Source organism: Pseudomonas sp. LjRoot277, from assembly GCF_964253845.1.
Taxonomy (GTDB): domain Bacteria; phylum Pseudomonadota; class Gammaproteobacteria; order Pseudomonadales; family Pseudomonadaceae; genus Aquipseudomonas.
In genome coordinates, this window is sequence record NZ_CAXURI020000001.1 from 439359 (window position 1) to 456365 (window position 17007).

Below are 17007 nucleotides of genomic sequence, written 5' to 3' on the forward strand. Positions count from 1 at the left end.
GTATCTGCATAAAAGTTTTGCTGGAACGGTTTTTCGAGGGTAAGTTGCGCGCCGGTTTTGTTGCCAGGCAGCCATGGCTGTCATGTAACGCGGGGCAACTTGGGCCCAACTAATTTTAGAGGACCTCGACGTGCCTATTTTTTCTTTGTTGCGCAATGCACTGCTGGTCGGCGCCGGACTGACGCTTGCCGTTAGTGTCCAGGCCGCTGGCACTGTGCATATTTATAACTGGTCGGATTACATCGGCGAGACCACCCTGGCCGACTTCCAGAAAGAAACCGGCATCAAACCGGTGTATGACGTCTTTGATTCCAACGAAACCCTGGAAGGCAAGTTGCTGGCCGGGCGTACCGGTTATGACGTGGTCGTGCCGTCCAACCACTTCCTTGGCAAGCAGATCAAGGCCGGTGCGTTCCAGAAACTCGACAAGTCGAAGTTGCCGAACTACTTGAACCTCGACCCCGTATTACTGAAGCGGCTGGAGCAGAACGATCCGGGCAACCTGTACGCCGTGCCGTACCTGTGGGGCACCAATGGCATCGGTTACAACGTCGACAAAATCAAGGCTGTGCTGGGCGTCGACAAGATCGATTCCTGGGCTGCGGTATTCGAACCGGAGAACATCAAGAAACTGCACAGCTGCGGCGTAGCGTTCCTCGACTCCGCTGATGAAATGATGCCCACCGTCCTCAATTACATGGGCCTCGATGCCAACAGCACCAACCCCGAAGATTACAAGAAGGCTGAAGCCAAGTTGCTGGCAGTGCGGCCTTACGTGACCTACTTCCACTCCTCCAAATACATCGCGGACCTGGCCAACGGCGACATTTGTATCGCCATCGGTTTCTCCGGCGACATGTTCCAGGCCCGCAATCGTGCGGCTGAAGCGAAGAAAGGCGTGAACATCGCCTACTCGATTCCGAAGGAAGGCGGTGCGCTGTGGTTCGACATGCTGGCGATTCCAAAAGACTCGGCCAACGTGAAAGAAGCGCACGCCTTCATCAACTATTTGCTGAAACCCGACGTGATCGCCCAGGTCAGTGATTCCGTGGGTTACGCCAACCCTAACCCAGGGTCGGACACACTGATGGAACAGTCCATTCGCACCGACGAATCGGTTTATCCACCGCAAGCCGTTCTCGACAAGACTTACGTGTCTATCGAGTTACCACCAAACATTCAACGTTTGATGACCCGCAGCTGGACCAAGGTCAAGTCGGGTAAATAGCTACAAGGCTCAAACTATCCAAGGTTGGCTCACCTTGAGCGAACTGCACTCTTTTTTTCTGGGAGTTTCGTAAATGGCAGTTGCCTCCGGCGCCTATAAGAAAGCCCTCGAGGGCGACCAATCACCTAAACAGGTGTTGGTCAAAATCGACCGGGTCACGAAGAAGTTCGACGAGACGATTGCCGTGGACGACGTGTCCCTGGAAATCAAGAAAGGCGAGATTTTCGCCCTGCTCGGCGGTTCGGGATCGGGCAAATCCACGTTGCTGCGTATGCTCGCAGGCTTCGAACGGCCCACGGAGGGGCGCATTTTCCTCGATGGCGTAGACATCACCGACATGCCGCCGTACGAGCGGCCGATCAACATGATGTTCCAGTCCTACGCCTTGTTCCCGCACATGACCGTGGCGCAGAACATCGCGTTCGGCCTCAAGCAGGACAAAATCCCCGCAGCTGAAGTCGATGCCCGTGTCGCGGACATGCTCAAGCTGGTTCAGATGACGCAATACGCCAAGCGTAAGCCGCATCAGTTGTCCGGTGGCCAGCGTCAGCGTGTGGCCCTGGCGCGTTCCCTGGCCAAGCGACCGAAGCTGTTGCTGCTCGACGAACCGATGGGTGCTCTGGACAAGAAGCTGCGTTCGCAAATGCAGCTTGAGCTTGTCGAGATCATCGAGCGGGTCGGCGTAACCTGCGTCATGGTGACCCACGACCAGGAAGAGGCCATGACCATGGCCGAGCGCATCGCGATCATGCACCTGGGCTGGATCGCCCAGATCGGCAGCCCGATCGACATCTACGAAACCCCGACCAGCCGTCTGGTCTGCGAGTTCATCGGCAACGTCAACATCTTCGACGGTGAAGTGATCGACGACGCCGAAGGTCACGCGACCATCACCTGCAAGGACCTGGACCGTCAGATTTACGTGGGCCACGGCATCAGCACGTCGGTGCAGGACAAATCCGTGACCTACGCGATCCGTCCGGAAAAACTGCTGGTGACGCCGACCATGCCAACCTGCGAATACAACTGGTCCAGCGGCAAGGTGCACGACATCGCCTACCTCGGTGGCCACTCGGTGTTCTACGTCGAACTGCCGAGCGGCAAGATCGTCCAGTCTTTCGTCGCCAACGCCGAGCGCCGCGGTCAGCGCCCAACCTGGGGTGACCAGGTCTACGTGTATTGGGAAGACGACAGCGGCGTGGTACTTCGCTCATGAACATGCGCAAACTCAAACGCCGTCTCAATCGAATAATTCCCGGTGGCCGCCAGTTGGTCATCGGGGTTCCGTTCATCTGGCTGTTCATGTTCTTCATGTTGCCGTTCTTCATCGTCCTGAAGATCAGCTTCGCCGAAGCCGACGTGGCCATTCCGCCGTACACCGAGATCTACAGCTACCTCGACCAAAAAGTGCAGTTGCTGCTTAACCTGAGCAACTACGCGATGCTGGCCGGCGACGAGTTGTACATCGCCGCCTACCTCGGCTCGTTGAAGATGGCGCTGATCAGCACCATCCTCTGTTTGCTGATCGGCTACCCGATGGCCTACGCCATTGCCAGTGCCCGCAAAGAGCTGCAAACGGTACTCGTGCTGCTGATCATGATGCCGACCTGGACCGCGATCCTGATCCGCGTTTATGCGTGGATGGGCATCCTCAGCAACAACGGTCTGCTCAATGGTTTCCTGATGAGCATGGGCTGGATCGACGAACCGCTGCAGATCCTCAACACCAACCTCGCGGTGTACATCGGCGTCGTTTATTCGTACCTGCCGTTCATGATCCTGCCGCTCTACGCCAACCTGGTGAAACACGACGCCAGCTTGCTGGAAGCCGCATCTGACCTGGGCTCGAGCACCTTCAACAGCTTCTGGAAAATCACCATTCCGCTGTCCAAGAACGGCATCGTCGCGGGCTGCATGCTGGTATTCATTCCAGTGGTGGGCGAGTTCGTGATCCCGGAACTGCTCGGCGGCCCGGAAACCCTGATGATCGGTAAAGTGCTCTGGCAAGAGTTCTTCAACAACCGTGACTGGCCGGTGGCGTCTGCCCTGGCGGTGGTGATGCTGGCGATCCTGATTGTGCCGATCATTCTGTTCAACCGCAGTCAGGCCAAAGAAATGGAGGGTAAAGAATGAAGCGCTTCCGTTTCTCAAGCTTGATGCTGGTGCTGGGTTTGCTGTTCATCTACGCGCCGATGCTGATCCTGGTGATCTATTCGTTCAACGCCTCGAAACTGGTGACGGTGTGGGGCGGCTGGTCGATCAAGTGGTACGTCGGCTTGATGGACAACACCCAACTGATGGGCTCGGTGGTGCGCTCGCTGGAAATCGCCTGCTACACGGCGGTGGCGGCGGTGGCGCTGGGTACATTGGCCGCGTTCGTCCTGACCCGTATCACCCGCTTCAAAGGTCGCACGCTGTTCGGTGGCCTGGTCACCGCGCCGCTGGTGATGCCCGAAGTGATCACCGGTCTGTCGCTGTTGCTGCTGTTCGTGGCGATGGCGCAGATGATCGGTTGGCCGCAGGAGCGCGGCATCATCACCATCTGGATCGCCCACACCACGTTCTGTGCGGCGTATGTGGCGGTGGTGGTCTCGGCGCGCTTGCGTGAGCTGGACCTGTCCATCGAAGAAGCGGCCATGGACCTTGGTGCGCGGCCGTGGAAGGTGTTCTTCCTGATCACCATCCCGATGATCGCACCATCGTTGGGGGCCGGCGGCATGATGTCGTTCGCGCTGTCGCTGGATGACCTGGTGTTGGCGAGCTTCGTGTCCGGTCCGGGTTCCACGACCCTGCCGATGGAAGTGTTCTCGGCGGTGCGTCTGGGCGTGAAACCCGAGATCAACGCCGTGGCCAGTCTGATTTTGCTGGCGGTATCGCTGATGACCTTCCTGGTCTGGTTCTTCAGCCGTCGTGCCGAAGAAAGTCGCAAACGCGCGATTCAGCAGGCGATCGAAGAAGGCGCTGCCGACTCCTGGAAACAACCGGACGTGCGTCGCGCCCAGCAGGCGCCGGAAGCTGCTTGAAGTAATGCCGGGTTGACCACAACAGTGTGGTCAACCCAGATCCAATGTGGGAGCGGGCTTGCTCGCGAAGGCGGACTGACATTCAACATCCATGTTGACTGACACACCGCTTTCGCGAGCAAGCCCGCTCCCACATTGGTTTATGCCACCCAAGGGGATTTGCGGATAATCTCGACGAAGTTCATCGGCTTGAACCCCGGCTCACTGTCGACCAGCACATCCGCGTTTACGGTGCCGAAAGTGGTGTCCGGCTTGTGTTTGAAGCCATTGGCGAACGCACACAGGATGCACTCCTTGAACCCTTCGCCACGCGGGTGGGCATGCACCACTTCTTCGCGTTGCGCGCTGGGGAACGCCGCGTAATCGATGCCCAGCACATCCATTTCGACACCAGCGGTGACCAGCGCCACGTTTGGCCGCAAATGTTGCGGCACGCCCGGTGTGGTGTGCAGAGCAATCGATAGCCACACTTGCTCGATATCGTCGTCGGACAAACCGTAAGGTTTGAGGAACGCTTTGGCAGCGTTGGCGCTATCGACTTCGAAACGCTCGTCGTCAGTGCGATGACCCTCCACCAAACCCAAGTCATGGAACATCGCGCCGACGTACAACAGTTCGGGGTTGTAGGCCAGTTGCTTGCGTTCACCGCTCAAGGCGCCGAACAGAAACACCCGACGCGAGTGGTGATACAACAGGTCTGATTCGACGTCGCGAATGTATTCCGTGGTGGCCTTGGCCAACGCGCTGTCAGGGATTTTGATACCGGCGATGGTGCTGCTCATGGTGCTGTCCTCGTGGGGAACGCCGTGGCGGCGCTGATGGGATCAGTCTGTCCGCGCACCCGAAACCGGACAATCGATCCATGGCTGCGATCCCGGCCAATGAGCATGCATATCGTGCCAACCTCGCTTGTTGGTCACGGATTGGCTAGGGTTGCTGTCGATGAGCACGCTTTTGTGGCGAGGGAGCTTGCTCCCGCTGGGCTGCGAAGCGGCCCCAAGATTTACAACCGAGTTTTGTCAGGCGCACAGTGTCTGGCGGTTTTGCGATTGCTGCGCAACCGAGCGGGAGCAAGCTCCCTCGCCACAGGTAAGCGTGATCCATAGAGGCAATTGAGCCATGAGTAAAACCGTTGCCATCGTGGTCTTCGCCGGCGTTCAGTCTCTGGACGTCACCGGTCCCATGGATGTGTTTTGCGAAGCCAATCGTTTCCTTGAGCCGGCCGATCACTATCGACTGGAGGTGATCGGCGTCGAGCGCGGGATGATGGCGTGTTCCAACGGTTTGTCGCTCAATGCCCATCGGCATTTCAGTGAAGCACTGGAGGCCTATGACTTGCTGCTGGTGGCCGGTGGGCCGCAGTTGCCGTTCATGGATTTCGGTGCGGCATTCGATGCCTGGCTGCGCGATGCCTGCGCGCAGGCGCAACGCTTTGGTTCGATCTGCAACGGCGCGTTCATGCTCGCCAGGGCCGGATTGCTGGAAGGGCGAACGGTCACCACCCACTGGGGCGACGCCGCGGCGCTGGCGCAGTTGTGCCCGTCGACTCAGGTCGAGGCGGATCGCCTTTACGTGGAGGACGGCGAGCTCTACACCTCGGCGGGTGTCACGGCCGGGATTGATCTGTCGCTGTACCTGCTGGCCAGGGATCACGGGCCGGAAGTAGCGCTGAGTGTGGCAAAGCGACTGGTGGTGTTCACTCAGCGCTCGGGCGGGCAGTCACAGTTCAGCCCATTCCTCACGCCACACGCCGAACCCACTTCGGCGGTGGCGTTGGCGCAGCTCTACGTGTTGGCCAACCTGACGGGCGATCTGACGATTGCCGACCTGGCCAACGCCGCCAACATGAGCGCCCGCAACTTTTCCAGGGTGTTTACCAAAGAGGCGAAAATCACCCCGGCGGAATTCGTCGAACGGGCCAGAGTGGACGCAGCGCGGGTGCTGCTTGAAAGCACCCACTCGCCGCTGAAGACCGTGGCTTATCAGTGCGGATTTCGCGATGCCCAGCACATGCGCAGTGTGTTCAACCGCAGGCTGGGCGTGACGCCACAGCAGTTCAGGCTGAACTTTGCGGCGATGGTTTGAGCCATTACTTTTGTTGCCTGTCAGGGCCTCTTCGCGAGCAAGCCCGCTCCCACAGTTGACCGAGTTGCCCAGGCAGACACGGTTCAATGTGGGAGCGGGCTTGCTCGCGAAGGCGTCAGCCCGGCCAACGAAAATCTATTGCGCAGCCCGCGCCGGCAACAGCTTCAACGTACTCCGCGTGTTGGCGGTGACTTCTTCATCATTGAGATGCGCCTGGTAGTAGATCCCTTCGATGTACGCCTCAGCCTGGTCGTCATAGTGGCTGTCGAACGGTACGCCGCTCTGGCCAACGGGGTTGACGGTCAGGCTGTGGGTCGGGTCGGCGAAGTCGATCAGGCGGCGGGTCGAAGGACCATAAGTTACTGGCCACGGCGCCGGGCCGATTTTGGCCGAAAGGTTGTTCGGTACTTCGTGAGTGCCAGGTGCCGCGAACGGGCCGACATTGAAGATACGGTCCAGCGGCTTTTGCTGCCCCAGCGGATGGCCATGCGTTAGCGTGTGCGCCTTGCCCCACTGCCATTGCGCGAAATCGGCGCCGAGGGTGGTTTTGAGGTGAGCAATGCTCGCCTGCCAGGCAACCTTGACCGTATCGGCGCGGGTTTCCTTGCCGAGGGTGTTGCGGTTGTCCCACCACGGTGAATCGGCCGTTGCGGCCAGGCGAGGCAGTGCAGAATCAATCACCCGGGTCGACAGCAACGTCTCGAAGAAGTCATTGCCCAGCTCATCGTGCATCGTCGCGTCAGCCAGGTTGAACAGGAACTGGTTGAACAGCGTGGCGCTGGTGGAATCGAGCGGGTAGTCGCCTTTCCACTGGGCCAGTTGCTCGACCAGTTTGAGTTCGGCGGGATCACTCACCACCTCACGCAATACCGGTAACAAAGGCGCCAACAGGCGCGGGCCGTAGGCGGTGGTGGTGCCCAGTTGCAGCTTCTGGCTGGCGTCCAGATCCCACTTGATGGTTTTGTCGCTGAGTTGGCGATTGAGCTGCTGACCTCGATCGGCCAGGTTGTAGTAACCGGGAATCTCCATGCCGGTCGGCGACACTGGCTGGAAGTTGGCCGAGACGATGTAACCGCGTGCCGGATTCTCTTCCTGTGGGTTGGCGCTGAACGGGTAAAAACCTTCCTTGTCCGCGTCGGCGGTGCTGCCATCGAGAATGAACCCCGGACGCACACCCGCCGGACGTTTCGGCAATTGCGCCGCTGCCCACCAGCCGATGTCGCCCTTGGCGTTGGCCCAGACGATGTTCAGACCCGGCGCCTGAACCTTTGCGGAGGCACTGCGCGCCTTGGCCAGGGTGTCGGCGCGGTTGAGCTGGTAGAAGCCCTCAAGGATCGGATTCTGGCTTTCGAGAAAACCCCACCACATGGCGATCGGGGTTTTACCGACGCTGCTGCCCAGCGCATCGTTGACGATCGGCCCGTGGGGCGACTGGCGCAGCACCAGTGTCACCGGTGCCTGGCCCTTGACCGCGATCTGCTGTTCGCTGGTCACCATGTCCACCCACTTGCCGCGATACCAGACCTGATTGGGGTTGTCTGGGTTGACCTTTTCGGCGATCAGGTCCAGGTCGTCGTTCTGGAACATGGTGATGCTCCAGCCGAAGTCGCGGTTCATCCCGAGAGAGGCGAACGGCATCAATGCCTGATAGTGGCCGTAGAGCTCAAAACCGGGCGCCGAGAGCTGCGCTTCATACCACACCGACGGCGCGGAAAAACGGATATGCGGGTCGCCGGCCAACAGCGGTTTGCCGCTTTTGGTCCGACTACCGGAGACGGCCCAGGCATTGCTGCCCTCAAACTGCGGCAAACCGTTGTCGGCCAGTGCCTGTTCGCTGAGACGGGCGAGGGCGTTGAGGTCTTTCCAGTCGGTACTGGCGAGGGGTGGCAGGGCACCGCTGCGGTTTTTCGCCAGCACGCCCTTGGGCTGCCAGTCGAGATCGAAGACGTTCAGGTAGTTGGCGCCCAACTGATCGCGCACGTAGGTCAGCAACGGTTCGGTGCGAAACGCTGCGGCAAAACTGTAGGCCATGTAACCGGTGATGCAGATGGTGTCTTGGGCGGTGAACGGGCGTTTGGGGATGCCCAGTACATCAAACTCCGCAGGTTTTGGATGGCTGTCCTGATACTGGTTGATGCCATCCAGATAGGCTTGCATGGCGATAAAGGCCGGCGACTGTTTGTCCATGTTCGCCAGGTAGATGTCGGCACGTTCGCGAATGCGCAGGCTGCGCATCAGCTTGTCGGTGTCGAGCAGTTTCGGGCCCAGGACTTCGGCCAGTTCACCCCGGGCGAGGCGGCGCAGGGCTTCCATCTGAAACAGCCGGTCCTGGGCGTGCACGTACCCGAGCGCACGGTACAGGTCGGTTTCGTTCTCGGCGCGGATGTGCGGGATGCCGCGCTCGTCGTAGCGCACGGTGACCGAACCTTGCAGGTGTTGCAGCTCCACCATGCCCTGGCGTGTCGGCTGCTTGCTGAAAACGTACCAGCCTGCACCTGCGGCGAGCGCGGCAACCAGCAGGGCGAGGACGGTCAGGCTACGTTTCATGGTGATTCCTTGTTGTTATCAGTGGCTGCAGTTCCCTGGCGCCACTGTTTAACACGGCTTGGCGACATGGCCATCGCACTTAGGAGGGATTCGCGTCTCCTGTCCGCCTTACTTCACTGCGTCGACGGGCCACGGGCAGTAACAACCCACGGCCAGTGTGTGCGTGGCACTCACCGCGCGGCCTTCGCTCAACGCTTGCAGAATCGGTTCGATAAAGCTGTTACTCGAATTGCAGGTCAGGCCTTCGCTGTACGGGCCGAAATACGCCAGTTTGCCGCTGCGATCCCAGATCGCGACGGCCGGGCTGGCGGGAATCTGTTCGGAGCCTGGCAGGACGGCGATGCTTTTCAGGCTGCTTAAGGTGCTCGGTAACTGACCGTGGCTGCCAGGCTTTTGTACCGCATAAAACTCCACGCCTTGCGGTGCATAGTGCTCAACCAGTTCGCTCAAGTGTTGTTGGTTGCCGACGTTGCACGGGCAGGCCGGGTCCCAGAAGTGCACGAGGCGGATGGCGCCGGGGCCGGCGAGATTGTCGGGCAGGCGCAGCGGGTCGCCGGAGAACACCGCGGTGTGCTCGCTGAATGCTCGCAAGTAGCGCCCCTCAAACCAGTCGTAAGCAGCCCACAGCACGCCGGCACACACGAGGGCGAGCAGGCTGGCAAGCAGTGTGGCGCGGTAGGGCGAGCGCATGGATTTCAGTCCTCGAAGGTGCGCTAGCTTGCCATGCTTGCCCCAACAGATGAATATCGCAGGCCCATAAAGTCCGTTTCGCGTTCTGGAATTGCTCATGTCTGCCACTTTCGACTCCGATCATCTGCGTGCCAGCCTGCGGCCGCTGGCCGACTGGCAGCCGCTGTCGGTGGAAGCGCTGGCTTACCAGCGTTTCTACGGGCTGGATTTTGCGGGTCGCAACGTGCGCAGTGGCCTTGGACGTTTCGCGGTCGATGGTTATGAAGTGGTCAGCCAGGTCTGGTGGCCCGAGCGGGCGAAGGCGACGCTGTTTTTGTTCCACGGTTTTTACGATCACACCGGGCTTTACCGGCATGTGATCGAATGGGCGCTGGATCAGAATTTCGCGGTGATTGCCTGCGACCTGCCGGGACACGGGCTGTCCAGTGGCGAACGGGCCAGCATCAAGGATTTCACCGAGTATCAGGACACGCTGCAAGGGTTGTTCACCGAAGCGCAATCCCTCGATCTGCCGCAGCCGTGGCACTTGTGCGGGCAAAGCACTGGCGGCGCGATCGTGATCGATCATGTGCTCAATCAGGGCGCCAGCAGTCCGGCGCAAGGTCAGGTCATTCTGCTGTCGCCGTTGGTAAGGCCGCGGGCCTGGGGTTGGTCGCAACTCAGCTATTACCTGCTCAAGCCTTTCGTCAAAGCCATCGCCCGGCGCTTCAGCGAGAACTCCAACGACCCGGATTTTCTGCCGTTCCTGCAAGCCGATCCGTTGCAGCCGCTCCGTTTGCCGACCGCCTGGGTCGGTGCGTTGGCGCGCTGGATCAAACGCATCGAAGCCGCACCGTACAGCATGCGGCGACCGCTGATTGTGCAGGGGCAGGCGGACATGACCGTGGACTGGGAGCATAACCTTGAAGTATTGCGGAGCAAGTTCGATCGGCCGCAGGTGTTGATGTTGCCTGAGGCGCGGCATCACCTGGCGAATGAGACGCAGGCGTTGCGGCGGGAGTATTTCGGGTTTTTGACGAAGCGGATTAAAGGCCGGAATCTTTAGCGGCTGTGGCGGCCCCTTCGCGAGCAAGCCCGCTCCCACAGTGACCGAGTTGTTCAGACGTACTCGGTCACTGTGGGAGCGGGCTTGCTCGCGAAGGGGCCCTTTCAGGCGCCGAATATCACTGGCGAAGACTTGAAGTATCCTGCCCCACCGCCAGCCCTGCGCGAATCGCTGCCAATGCTGCCTGGTAATAAGCCTTGCCCTCGGTGGACTCGGCGAAGGTCGCGAACTCTTCCAGTTCTTCATCCGACAGGTCGCGATAGACATACAACAGCGTGTTGTTCAGGTCGCTGCCGATCTGGTCCATCAAGCGCTGACGCTGACCGTTCAACATGCCTTGAGCCTGACCACCGCCGAGCAGGCCGGGGATCATCGAACTGAGGCTGTCGGCCGCGACGCCGGCAATCGCCAGGCTGACTTCCGCGCCAGCCTCGCGAGCGGGCAAGGCCTGGGCCAGATGGCCGATGATCAGCATGCGGCTGTCGCTGGCCTGGATCCTGGGTAAACCCTTGGCGTTTTTTGCCAGCTGATCGCGACGGGTCGCGAGCAATTCGGCGGCCACGATTTTCTTGCCCAAGGGTGACTGAAAGAACGTCAGCGCAGGTTTTGGATCGGCGAGGGTCTCGCGCAATTGCGCTTCGGCGCGCTGGTCCACCGCTTGGGGGGCAAAGCGCTGATTGCTGTTATTCACCAGCGCCTGGAACACTGCCGGCGGCAGGCTGTTCTGGTACCGCTGCTGAGCGGCCGAAAGAGCGTCATTGAAATGCGCGCGTTGTTCTGGCCAACCGGCGACCTTGTACAACTGGTCGTGGCCGTCTGCCCAAGCGGGCAATACACAGAACATCAACAGTGAAAAAAGCAAACGGCGCATAGGGACTCCTGTCAGCAGGCGACTATTCTCCGTGTGGCATTCGTCCTTGTCGAGAATTCGTATCAACCCGCTGCGCGGCTCTGTCGGATTTTCAGGCACAGGAATACTATGCGCGGCATGCGAATACCCTCTGATCACCCGCTGCTGTTACGTATCGTCGACGACCTGGCTGAGCACGGCTGGTCGCAGCAGAATATTTTCCTTCCTCTGGGTCTGACCCGGGAACTGGCGGCTGAGTGCCGTAAACGTGCTGCCGAGGGCGAATTGGCCCCGGCCGCCGTGGGTCGAGGGGCAACATCCGAGATTCGCGAGGGGATTCGCGGCGACCATATCCAGTGGATCGAGCCCGGCCAGGCGTTGGCGTGCGACAGCTATCTGGATTTGATGGACAGCTTGCGCGAGGCGATGAATCGCGGTTTGTTTCTGGGCCTGGAAGATTTCGAAAGCCATTTCGCGCTGTACCCGCCCGGCGCGTTCTACCTCAAGCATGTCGACCGTTTCCGCGACGACGACCGGCGCACGGTGTCGGCGGTGGTCTATCTCAATGACGCCTGGCTGCCCGAGCACGGCGGCCAGTTGCGTATGTACCTGGGTGAAGGCGTCGAACATGATGTGGTGCCCGCCGGCGGATGTCTGGTGGTGTTTCTGTCGGGTGAAGTGCCCCACGAAGTCCTGCCCGCGACCCGGGATCGCCTGTCGTTGACCGGCTGGTTCCGGCGGCGTGGCAACGAGCCGTTCTGATCATGCAAAAAATTCTGGTAAGCCGCTGTCTGCTGGGCCACCGCGTACGTTACGACGGAGGGGCCAGTGGGCCGTTCGATCAACTTCAGCAGTGGCTTGATGAAGGTCGGGTGGTGCCGTTGTGTCCGGAAGTTGCTGGCGGGTTGCCGACGCCGAGGGCGGCGGCAGAGATTCCGGGCGGGCAGGGTGGTGAAGTGCTTGATGGCCACGCCTCAGTGTTCACCACCGAGGGCGAGGACGTCAGCGCCGAGTTTCTCTCGGGGGCGTATCAGGCGTTGGAGCTGGTGCAAAAGCACGGCATCCGCATTGCCGTGCTCAAGGCCAACAGCCCGTCTTGCGGGAATTTGTTGACGTATGACGGGACGTTCAGTGGTGTGAAGGTGAGTGGCGAGGGCGTGACTGCGGCGTTGCTCAGGCGCCATGGCGTACAAGTCTTCAGTGAGCTGGAGTTGGTTGAGGCAGCGGTGGCTTTGGATGCTTTGGGCTGATCCAGAATCCATCCCCCTCACCCTAACCCTCTCCCCGAGGGGCGAGGGGCGAGGGGACTGATCGAGGGGAACTGAAGAAATTTCGCGACCTGAACGATTTTTACTGAATCCATAATCGACACGATTTTTCAGGTCGATGGATAGCTCCAAACACCTCGGTCAGTCCCCTCTACCCCTTGGGGAGAGGGTTAGGGTGAGGGGCTGGATCTAAAGAGCGACAAAATTCTTAAGGCTTGGGCGCCACACCCGTATCCGCCCCCAACCACTTCTGTTCCAGTGCCTCCAATCGCCCATCCGCCTTGATCCGCTGTAGCGCGTTCTCCAGGCTGGCATGAAACGCCGGGTTACCTTTCTGAAACGGAATCGCCAGGCTAACCGGCGAGCGGTCTTTTGGCTTTTCTTCAGTCAGCGATTGCACCAGCAGGATTGAGCGTGGCTCTTCCTTCTGCGCGATCAATTGCGCGTTGGTGTGAATGTAAGGTTCGCTGAAGTCGAAACGATCCTCGAGGTCCGGGGTCATTGCTATGTGGTTGATGGCGACGTCGTACTTGCCGGATTCAACACCTTGCAACAGATCGCTGGAATCGGTAACGACGAAGTCGGCCCGTACGTCCAGTTCGTCAGCCAGCAGTTGCCCCAATTCGACTTCGAAACCCGTAAGTTTGCCGTCTTCCTTGAAATTGAAGGGCGGTGTATTAGCCTCAAGGGCAATACGCAATTCGCCTCGGTCGTTTACATCGTCAATCAGTTCGGCATGAGCCAAAGGGCTCAGAAGGGGTAGCAGGCAGATCAGGCCAGGCAAAAAACGCATGGTCACTCCTTGAATTCATTTATCGCGATGCTCTGATTCAGGCTCGCTTTGCTATGGTTGTCGAGTGCCTTCGACAACGAATGGCCATGAAGTTGTCATGGCCACGCGGATTTTACGGAAAAACTGGAGAAGAGAATGAAAACCTTTATGTCACGAGCAGCATTGGCTGGCCTGTTGATGGGTGCTTCGATGCTGGCAACGGCTGCTACACCGGCTCCCAAAGGTGCAGAAGTGTCCATCGTTTCTCCTGCGGACGGAGCTAGTGTTCCGCAAACCGTCGTCGTCAAGTTCGCTGTCGAGAACATTGCGCTGGCGCCAGCGGGCGATGTCACCAAGAACACCGGCCATCACCACTTGCTGATCGATGTCGATGAACTGCCAGCCGCCGGTGCGCCGATCCCCAACGATGCCAACCACCTGCATTTCGGCAAGGCGCAGACCCAGGCTGAAGTAACGTTGACGCCGGGCAAACACACCTTGCAGCTGGAACTGGGCGATAGCGGCCACATGCCGTTCGATCCGCCGATCGTGTCGGAGAAAATCACCGTCAACGTTAAGTAACATCAGTCGCGCCCATGAAAAAGGAGACCCGAAGGTCTCCTTTTTTTGTCGCTCAAGTCACTATCAGAACAACACGCGGCAACGAATGGTGCCGTTGATGTGCTGCAGCTTCTCTTGGGCCATTTCCGAGTAATCGGCGTCGACGTCGATCACGACGTAGCCGACTTTCTCGTTGGTCTGCAGGAACTGACCGGAAATGTTGATGCCGTTTTCGGCGAAGACCTTGTTGATCTCGCTCATCACACCCGGAATGTTCTCGTGGATGTGCAGCAGACGGTGCTTGCCAGGGTGAGCCGGCAGGGCCACTTCCGGGAAGTTGACCGAGGACACCGAGGTACCGTTGTCGCTGTACTTGACCAGTTTCTCAGCCACTTCCAGACCGATGTTGGCTTGCGCTTCAGCGGTAGAACCGCCGATGTGCGGGGTCAGGATCACGTTGTCCAGGCCACGCAGCGGGCTTTCGAACTCTTCTTCGTTGGAGCGAGGCTCTACCGGGAATACGTCGATGGCCGCGCCGATCAGGTGCTTGTCCTTGATCGCGTCCGCCAGCGCTTGCAGTTCAACAACAGTGCCGCGAGCCGCGTTGATCAGAATGCCGCCCTTCTTGATCGCACGGATTTCTTTCTCGCCGATCATCCACTGGGTCGCTGCGGTTTCCGGAACGTGCAGGGTGACGATGTCGGACATGCCCAGCAGCTCGGTCAGGTTACCGACCTGAGTCGCGTTGCCCAATGGCAGCTTGGTCACGGTGTCGTAGAAGTACACCTGCATGCCCAGGCCTTCAGCCAGGACCGACAGTTGAGTACCGATCGAGCCGTAACCGACGATGCCGAGCTTCTTGCCACGGATTTCGAAGGAGTTGGCTGCGCTCTTGATCCAACCGCCACGGTGGCAGGAAGCGTTCTTCTCAGGGATGCCGCGCAGCAACAGGATCGCTTCGGCCAGCACCAGCTCGGCAACGGAGCGAGTGTTGGAGTACGGAGCGTTGAACACTGCGATGCCGCGTTCGCGGGCAGCATTAAGGTCAACCTGGTTGGTGCCGATGCAGAAACAGCCGACAGCGACCAGTTTCTTCGCGTGATCGAAGATCTCTTCGGTCAGTTGAGTGCGGGAGCGAATGCCGATGAAGTGAGCATCAGCGATCTTTTCCTTCAGCTGGGCTTCCGGCAGAGAACCTGTGAGGTACTCGATGCTGGTGTAGCCCGCCGACTTGAGGACGTCGACAGCCGATTGGTGGACGCCTTCGAGAAGAAGGAACTTGATCTTGCTCTTATCGAGAGAAGTCTTGCTCATCTGCGTAAACCTGTATCCCGGAGAAAAATGGCAGGAAATAGCCAGCAGACGCTGACCCGGACGGCAGGAAAGCCGTCGCCACAGAATAGCCGTTGGGCACTATCCTGCGGGGTCGGTATGCTAGCATATGCACCCCGCTAAACACTCATTCCTGCGACGTGAAGCGTTCTCAGGATGACCATGAATTGTTCGAGAGTTCTGTCGATGACCAATCCTGCCCTGATTGAAGAGCTGAAGACCCTGGTTGAGCCTGGCAAGGTGCTGACCGATGCCGACTCCCTGAATGCTTACGGTAAGGATTGGACCAAGCATTTCGCCCCGGCCCCGACCGCCATCGTGTTCCCCAAGACCACCGAGCAAGTCCAGGCCATTGTCCGTTGGGCCAATGAGCACAAAATTGCGCTGGTACCGTCCGGCGGTCGCACCGGGCTGTCCGCCGCTGCCGTGGCCGCCAATGGCGAAGTCGTTGTGTCCTTCGACTACATGAACCAGATCCTTGACGTGAACATGACCGACCGCACCGCGGTCTGCCAGCCGGGCGTAGTCACCGAACACCTGCAGAACGTCGCCGAAGAAAAAGGCCTGTATTACCCGGTGGACTTCGCTTCGGCAGGTTCGAGCCAGATTGGCGGCAATATCGGCACCAATGCCGGCGGGATCAAGGTGATTCGCTACGGCATGACCCGTAACTGGGTCGCTGGCATGAAAGTGGTCACCGGCAAAGGCGATTTGCTGGAACTGAACAAAGACCTGATCAAGAACGCCACCGGTTACGACCTGCGTCAGCTGTTCATCGGCGCTGAAGGCACCCTCGGTTTCGTGGTCGAAGCCACCATGCGTCTGGACCGTGCCCCGAAAAACCTCACCGCCATGGTCCTCGGCACGGCCGATTTCGACTCGATCATGCCGGTGTTGCACGCGTTCCAGAGCAAGCTCGACCTGACTGCCTTCGAATTCTTCTCCGATAAAGCCCTGGCCAAAATCATGGCTCGTGGCGATGTTCCGGCGCCATTCGAAACAGATTGCCCGTTCTACGCATTGCTGGAATTCGAAGCGACCACCGAAGAAGTGGCCAACCACGCCCTGGAAACCTTCGAGCACTGCGTCGAGCAGGGCTGGGTGCTGGACGGCGTGATGAGCCAGAGCGAAACCCAGCTGCAAAATCTTTGGAAGCTGCGCGAATACATCTCCGAAACCATTTCCCACTGGACGCCGTACAAGAACGACATTTCGGTCACTGTGTCGAAAGTCCCGGCGTTCCTGAAGGAAATCGACGCGATCGTCGGCGAACACTACCCGGATTTCGAAATCGTCTGGTTCGGCCACATCGGCGACGGCAACCTGCACTTGAACATCCTCAAGCCGGAAAACCTGAGCAAGGACGAGTTCTTCGCCAAGTGCGCGACCGTCAACAAGTGGGTGTTCGAAACCGTCGAGAAGTACAACGGTTCGATTTCCGCCGAACATGGCGTGGGCATGACCAAGCGTGACTACTTGACCTACAGCCGCTCGCCGGTCGAGATCGAGTACATGAAAGCCGTCAAAGCGGTGTTCGACCCGAACGGCATCATGAACCCGGGCAAAATTTTCGCTGTTTGACTTTTGAATTTAAGAGCTACGAAAC

16 protein-coding genes are annotated in these 17007 nt (G+C 59.3%); 10 read left to right on the forward strand and 6 right to left on the reverse strand.

Annotated features, from left to right (window positions below; translation table 11 throughout):
• Positions 1-130 precede the first annotated feature (130 nt).
• The 4 genes from ACSQ87_RS02090 (at position 131) to ACSQ87_RS02105 (ending at position 4251) form a co-directional block, all read left to right on the forward strand.
• Positions 131-1228, forward strand: coding sequence for a polyamine ABC transporter substrate-binding protein (locus ACSQ87_RS02090; RefSeq protein WP_436273262.1), 1098 nt, complete (start codon positions 131-133; stop codon positions 1226-1228).
• Between the two features lie 73 nt (positions 1229-1301).
• Positions 1302-2444: an ABC transporter ATP-binding protein gene (locus ACSQ87_RS02095; protein ID WP_008150457.1), complete on the forward strand. Its 1143-nt coding sequence runs from the start codon at positions 1302-1304 to the stop codon at positions 2442-2444.
• Positions 2445-2479: 35 nt separating this feature from the next.
• Entirely contained in the window at positions 2480-3361 is an 882-nt protein-coding gene (locus ACSQ87_RS02100) for an ABC transporter permease subunit (protein ID WP_223429611.1), read from the forward strand.
• Positions 3358-4251: an ABC transporter permease subunit gene (locus ACSQ87_RS02105; protein WP_150659053.1), complete on the forward strand. Its 894-nt coding sequence runs from the start codon at positions 3358-3360 to the stop codon at positions 4249-4251. Before ACSQ87_RS02100 ends, ACSQ87_RS02105 begins: the two co-directional genes overlap by 4 nt.
• Positions 4252-4391: 140 nt before the next feature.
• On the opposite strand, the gene ACSQ87_RS02110 is transcribed toward ACSQ87_RS02105, so the two are convergent.
• Entirely contained in the window at positions 4392-5033 is a 642-nt protein-coding gene (locus ACSQ87_RS02110) for an HD domain-containing protein (RefSeq protein ID WP_046045159.1), read from the reverse strand.
• Between the two features lie 337 nt (positions 5034-5370).
• On the opposite strand from ACSQ87_RS02110, the gene ACSQ87_RS02115 reads away from it, so the two are divergent.
• The gene (locus ACSQ87_RS02115; protein ID WP_436273263.1) at positions 5371-6336 is read left to right on the forward strand and encodes a GlxA family transcriptional regulator; all 966 of its coding nucleotides are present in this window, start codon (positions 5371-5373) and stop codon (positions 6334-6336) included.
• Between the two features lie 135 nt (positions 6337-6471).
• Here ACSQ87_RS02115 and ACSQ87_RS02120 read toward each other — a convergent pair whose 3' ends face one another.
• On the reverse strand, positions 6472-8883 hold the full coding sequence (locus ACSQ87_RS02120) for a penicillin acylase family protein (RefSeq protein WP_436273264.1): 2412 nt from the start codon (positions 8881-8883) through the stop codon (positions 6472-6474).
• Positions 8884-8991: 108 nt separating this feature from the next.
• A complete protein-coding gene (locus tag ACSQ87_RS02125) occupies positions 8992-9573 on the reverse strand; it encodes a DUF6436 domain-containing protein (protein WP_436273265.1) in 582 nt (193 codons plus the stop codon).
• Between the two features lie 97 nt (positions 9574-9670).
• Here ACSQ87_RS02125 and ACSQ87_RS02130 point away from each other — a divergent pair, with 97 nt between their 5' ends.
• On the forward strand, positions 9671-10618 hold the full coding sequence (locus tag ACSQ87_RS02130) for an alpha/beta hydrolase (RefSeq protein ID WP_223429479.1): 948 nt from the start codon (positions 9671-9673) through the stop codon (positions 10616-10618).
• A 118-nt stretch (positions 10619-10736) separates the two neighbouring features.
• Here the strand turns inward: ACSQ87_RS02130 and ACSQ87_RS02135 are convergent, their stop codons facing one another.
• Positions 10737-11489 (reverse strand): DUF2059 domain-containing protein, encoded by a 753-nt coding sequence (locus ACSQ87_RS02135; RefSeq protein ID WP_436273266.1) that lies wholly within the window; start codon positions 11487-11489, stop codon positions 10737-10739.
• Between the two features lie 108 nt (positions 11490-11597).
• Between ACSQ87_RS02135 and ACSQ87_RS02140 the strand changes: the two genes are divergently transcribed.
• Together ACSQ87_RS02140 and ACSQ87_RS02145 are read left to right on the forward strand one after the other, a co-directional pair.
• Complete coding sequence (locus tag ACSQ87_RS02140; RefSeq protein WP_223429477.1) at positions 11598-12230, forward strand: 2OG-Fe(II) oxygenase; 633 nt, start codon at positions 11598-11600, stop codon at positions 12228-12230.
• Positions 12231-12232: 2 nt separating this feature from the next.
• Complete coding sequence (locus ACSQ87_RS02145) at positions 12233-12718, forward strand: DUF523 domain-containing protein (RefSeq protein ID WP_223429476.1); 486 nt, start codon at positions 12233-12235, stop codon at positions 12716-12718.
• Between the two features lie 226 nt (positions 12719-12944).
• Here ACSQ87_RS02145 and ACSQ87_RS02150 read toward each other — a convergent pair whose 3' ends face one another.
• Positions 12945-13529, reverse strand: a complete 585-nt coding sequence (locus ACSQ87_RS02150) for a transporter substrate-binding domain-containing protein (protein WP_223429475.1) — start codon at positions 13527-13529, stop codon at positions 12945-12947.
• Positions 13530-13664: 135 nt separating this feature from the next.
• On the opposite strand from ACSQ87_RS02150, the gene ACSQ87_RS02155 reads away from it, so the two are divergent.
• Positions 13665-14090 carry a DUF4399 domain-containing protein gene (locus ACSQ87_RS02155; protein WP_223429474.1) on the forward strand — a complete coding sequence of 142 codons (426 nt, stop codon included), beginning with the start codon at positions 13665-13667 and terminating at the stop codon, positions 14088-14090.
• A 63-nt stretch (positions 14091-14153) separates the two neighbouring features.
• Here the strand turns inward: ACSQ87_RS02155 and serA are convergent, their stop codons facing one another.
• Positions 14154-15383: a phosphoglycerate dehydrogenase gene (gene serA / locus ACSQ87_RS02160; RefSeq protein ID WP_223429473.1), complete on the reverse strand. Its 1230-nt coding sequence runs from the start codon at positions 15381-15383 to the stop codon at positions 14154-14156.
• 204 nt (positions 15384-15587) lie between these two features.
• On the opposite strand from serA, the gene ACSQ87_RS02165 reads away from it, so the two are divergent.
• Entirely contained in the window at positions 15588-16982 is a 1395-nt protein-coding gene (locus ACSQ87_RS02165; RefSeq protein ID WP_436273267.1) for an FAD-binding oxidoreductase, read from the forward strand.
• The last annotated feature ends 25 nt before the right edge of the window (positions 16983-17007 follow it).

Excerpts from the sequence above, each read along its gene's own strand:
- ACSQ87_RS02095 (WP_008150457.1), top strand. The coding sequence starts at position 1,302 with ATGGCAGTTGCCTCCGGCGCCTATAAGAAAGCCCTCGAGGGCGACCAA.
- ACSQ87_RS02105 (WP_150659053.1), top strand. The coding sequence starts at position 3,358 with ATGAAGCGCTTCCGTTTCTCAAGCTTGATGCTGGTGCTGGGTTTGCTG.
- ACSQ87_RS02110 (WP_046045159.1), bottom strand. The coding sequence starts at position 5,033 with ATGAGCAGCACCATCGCCGGTATCAAAATCCCTGACAGCGCGTTGGCC.
- ACSQ87_RS02115 (WP_436273263.1), top strand. The coding sequence starts at position 5,371 with ATGAGTAAAACCGTTGCCATCGTGGTCTTCGCCGGCGTTCAGTCTCTG.
- ACSQ87_RS02120 (WP_436273264.1), bottom strand. The coding sequence starts at position 8,883 with ATGAAACGTAGCCTGACCGTCCTCGCCCTGCTGGTTGCCGCGCTCGCC.
- ACSQ87_RS02125 (WP_436273265.1), bottom strand. The coding sequence starts at position 9,573 with ATGCGCTCGCCCTACCGCGCCACACTGCTTGCCAGCCTGCTCGCCCTC.
- ACSQ87_RS02130 (WP_223429479.1), top strand. The coding sequence starts at position 9,671 with ATGTCTGCCACTTTCGACTCCGATCATCTGCGTGCCAGCCTGCGGCCG.
- ACSQ87_RS02135 (WP_436273266.1), bottom strand. The coding sequence starts at position 11,489 with ATGCGCCGTTTGCTTTTTTCACTGTTGATGTTCTGTGTATTGCCCGCT.
- ACSQ87_RS02140 (WP_223429477.1), top strand. The coding sequence starts at position 11,598 with ATGCGCGGCATGCGAATACCCTCTGATCACCCGCTGCTGTTACGTATC.
- ACSQ87_RS02145 (WP_223429476.1), top strand. The coding sequence starts at position 12,233 with ATGCAAAAAATTCTGGTAAGCCGCTGTCTGCTGGGCCACCGCGTACGT.
- ACSQ87_RS02150 (WP_223429475.1), bottom strand. The coding sequence starts at position 13,529 with ATGCGTTTTTTGCCTGGCCTGATCTGCCTGCTACCCCTTCTGAGCCCT.
- ACSQ87_RS02155 (WP_223429474.1), top strand. The coding sequence starts at position 13,665 with ATGAAAACCTTTATGTCACGAGCAGCATTGGCTGGCCTGTTGATGGGT.
- serA (WP_223429473.1), bottom strand. The coding sequence starts at position 15,383 with ATGAGCAAGACTTCTCTCGATAAGAGCAAGATCAAGTTCCTTCTTCTC.
- ACSQ87_RS02165 (WP_436273267.1), top strand. The coding sequence starts at position 15,588 with ATGACCAATCCTGCCCTGATTGAAGAGCTGAAGACCCTGGTTGAGCCT.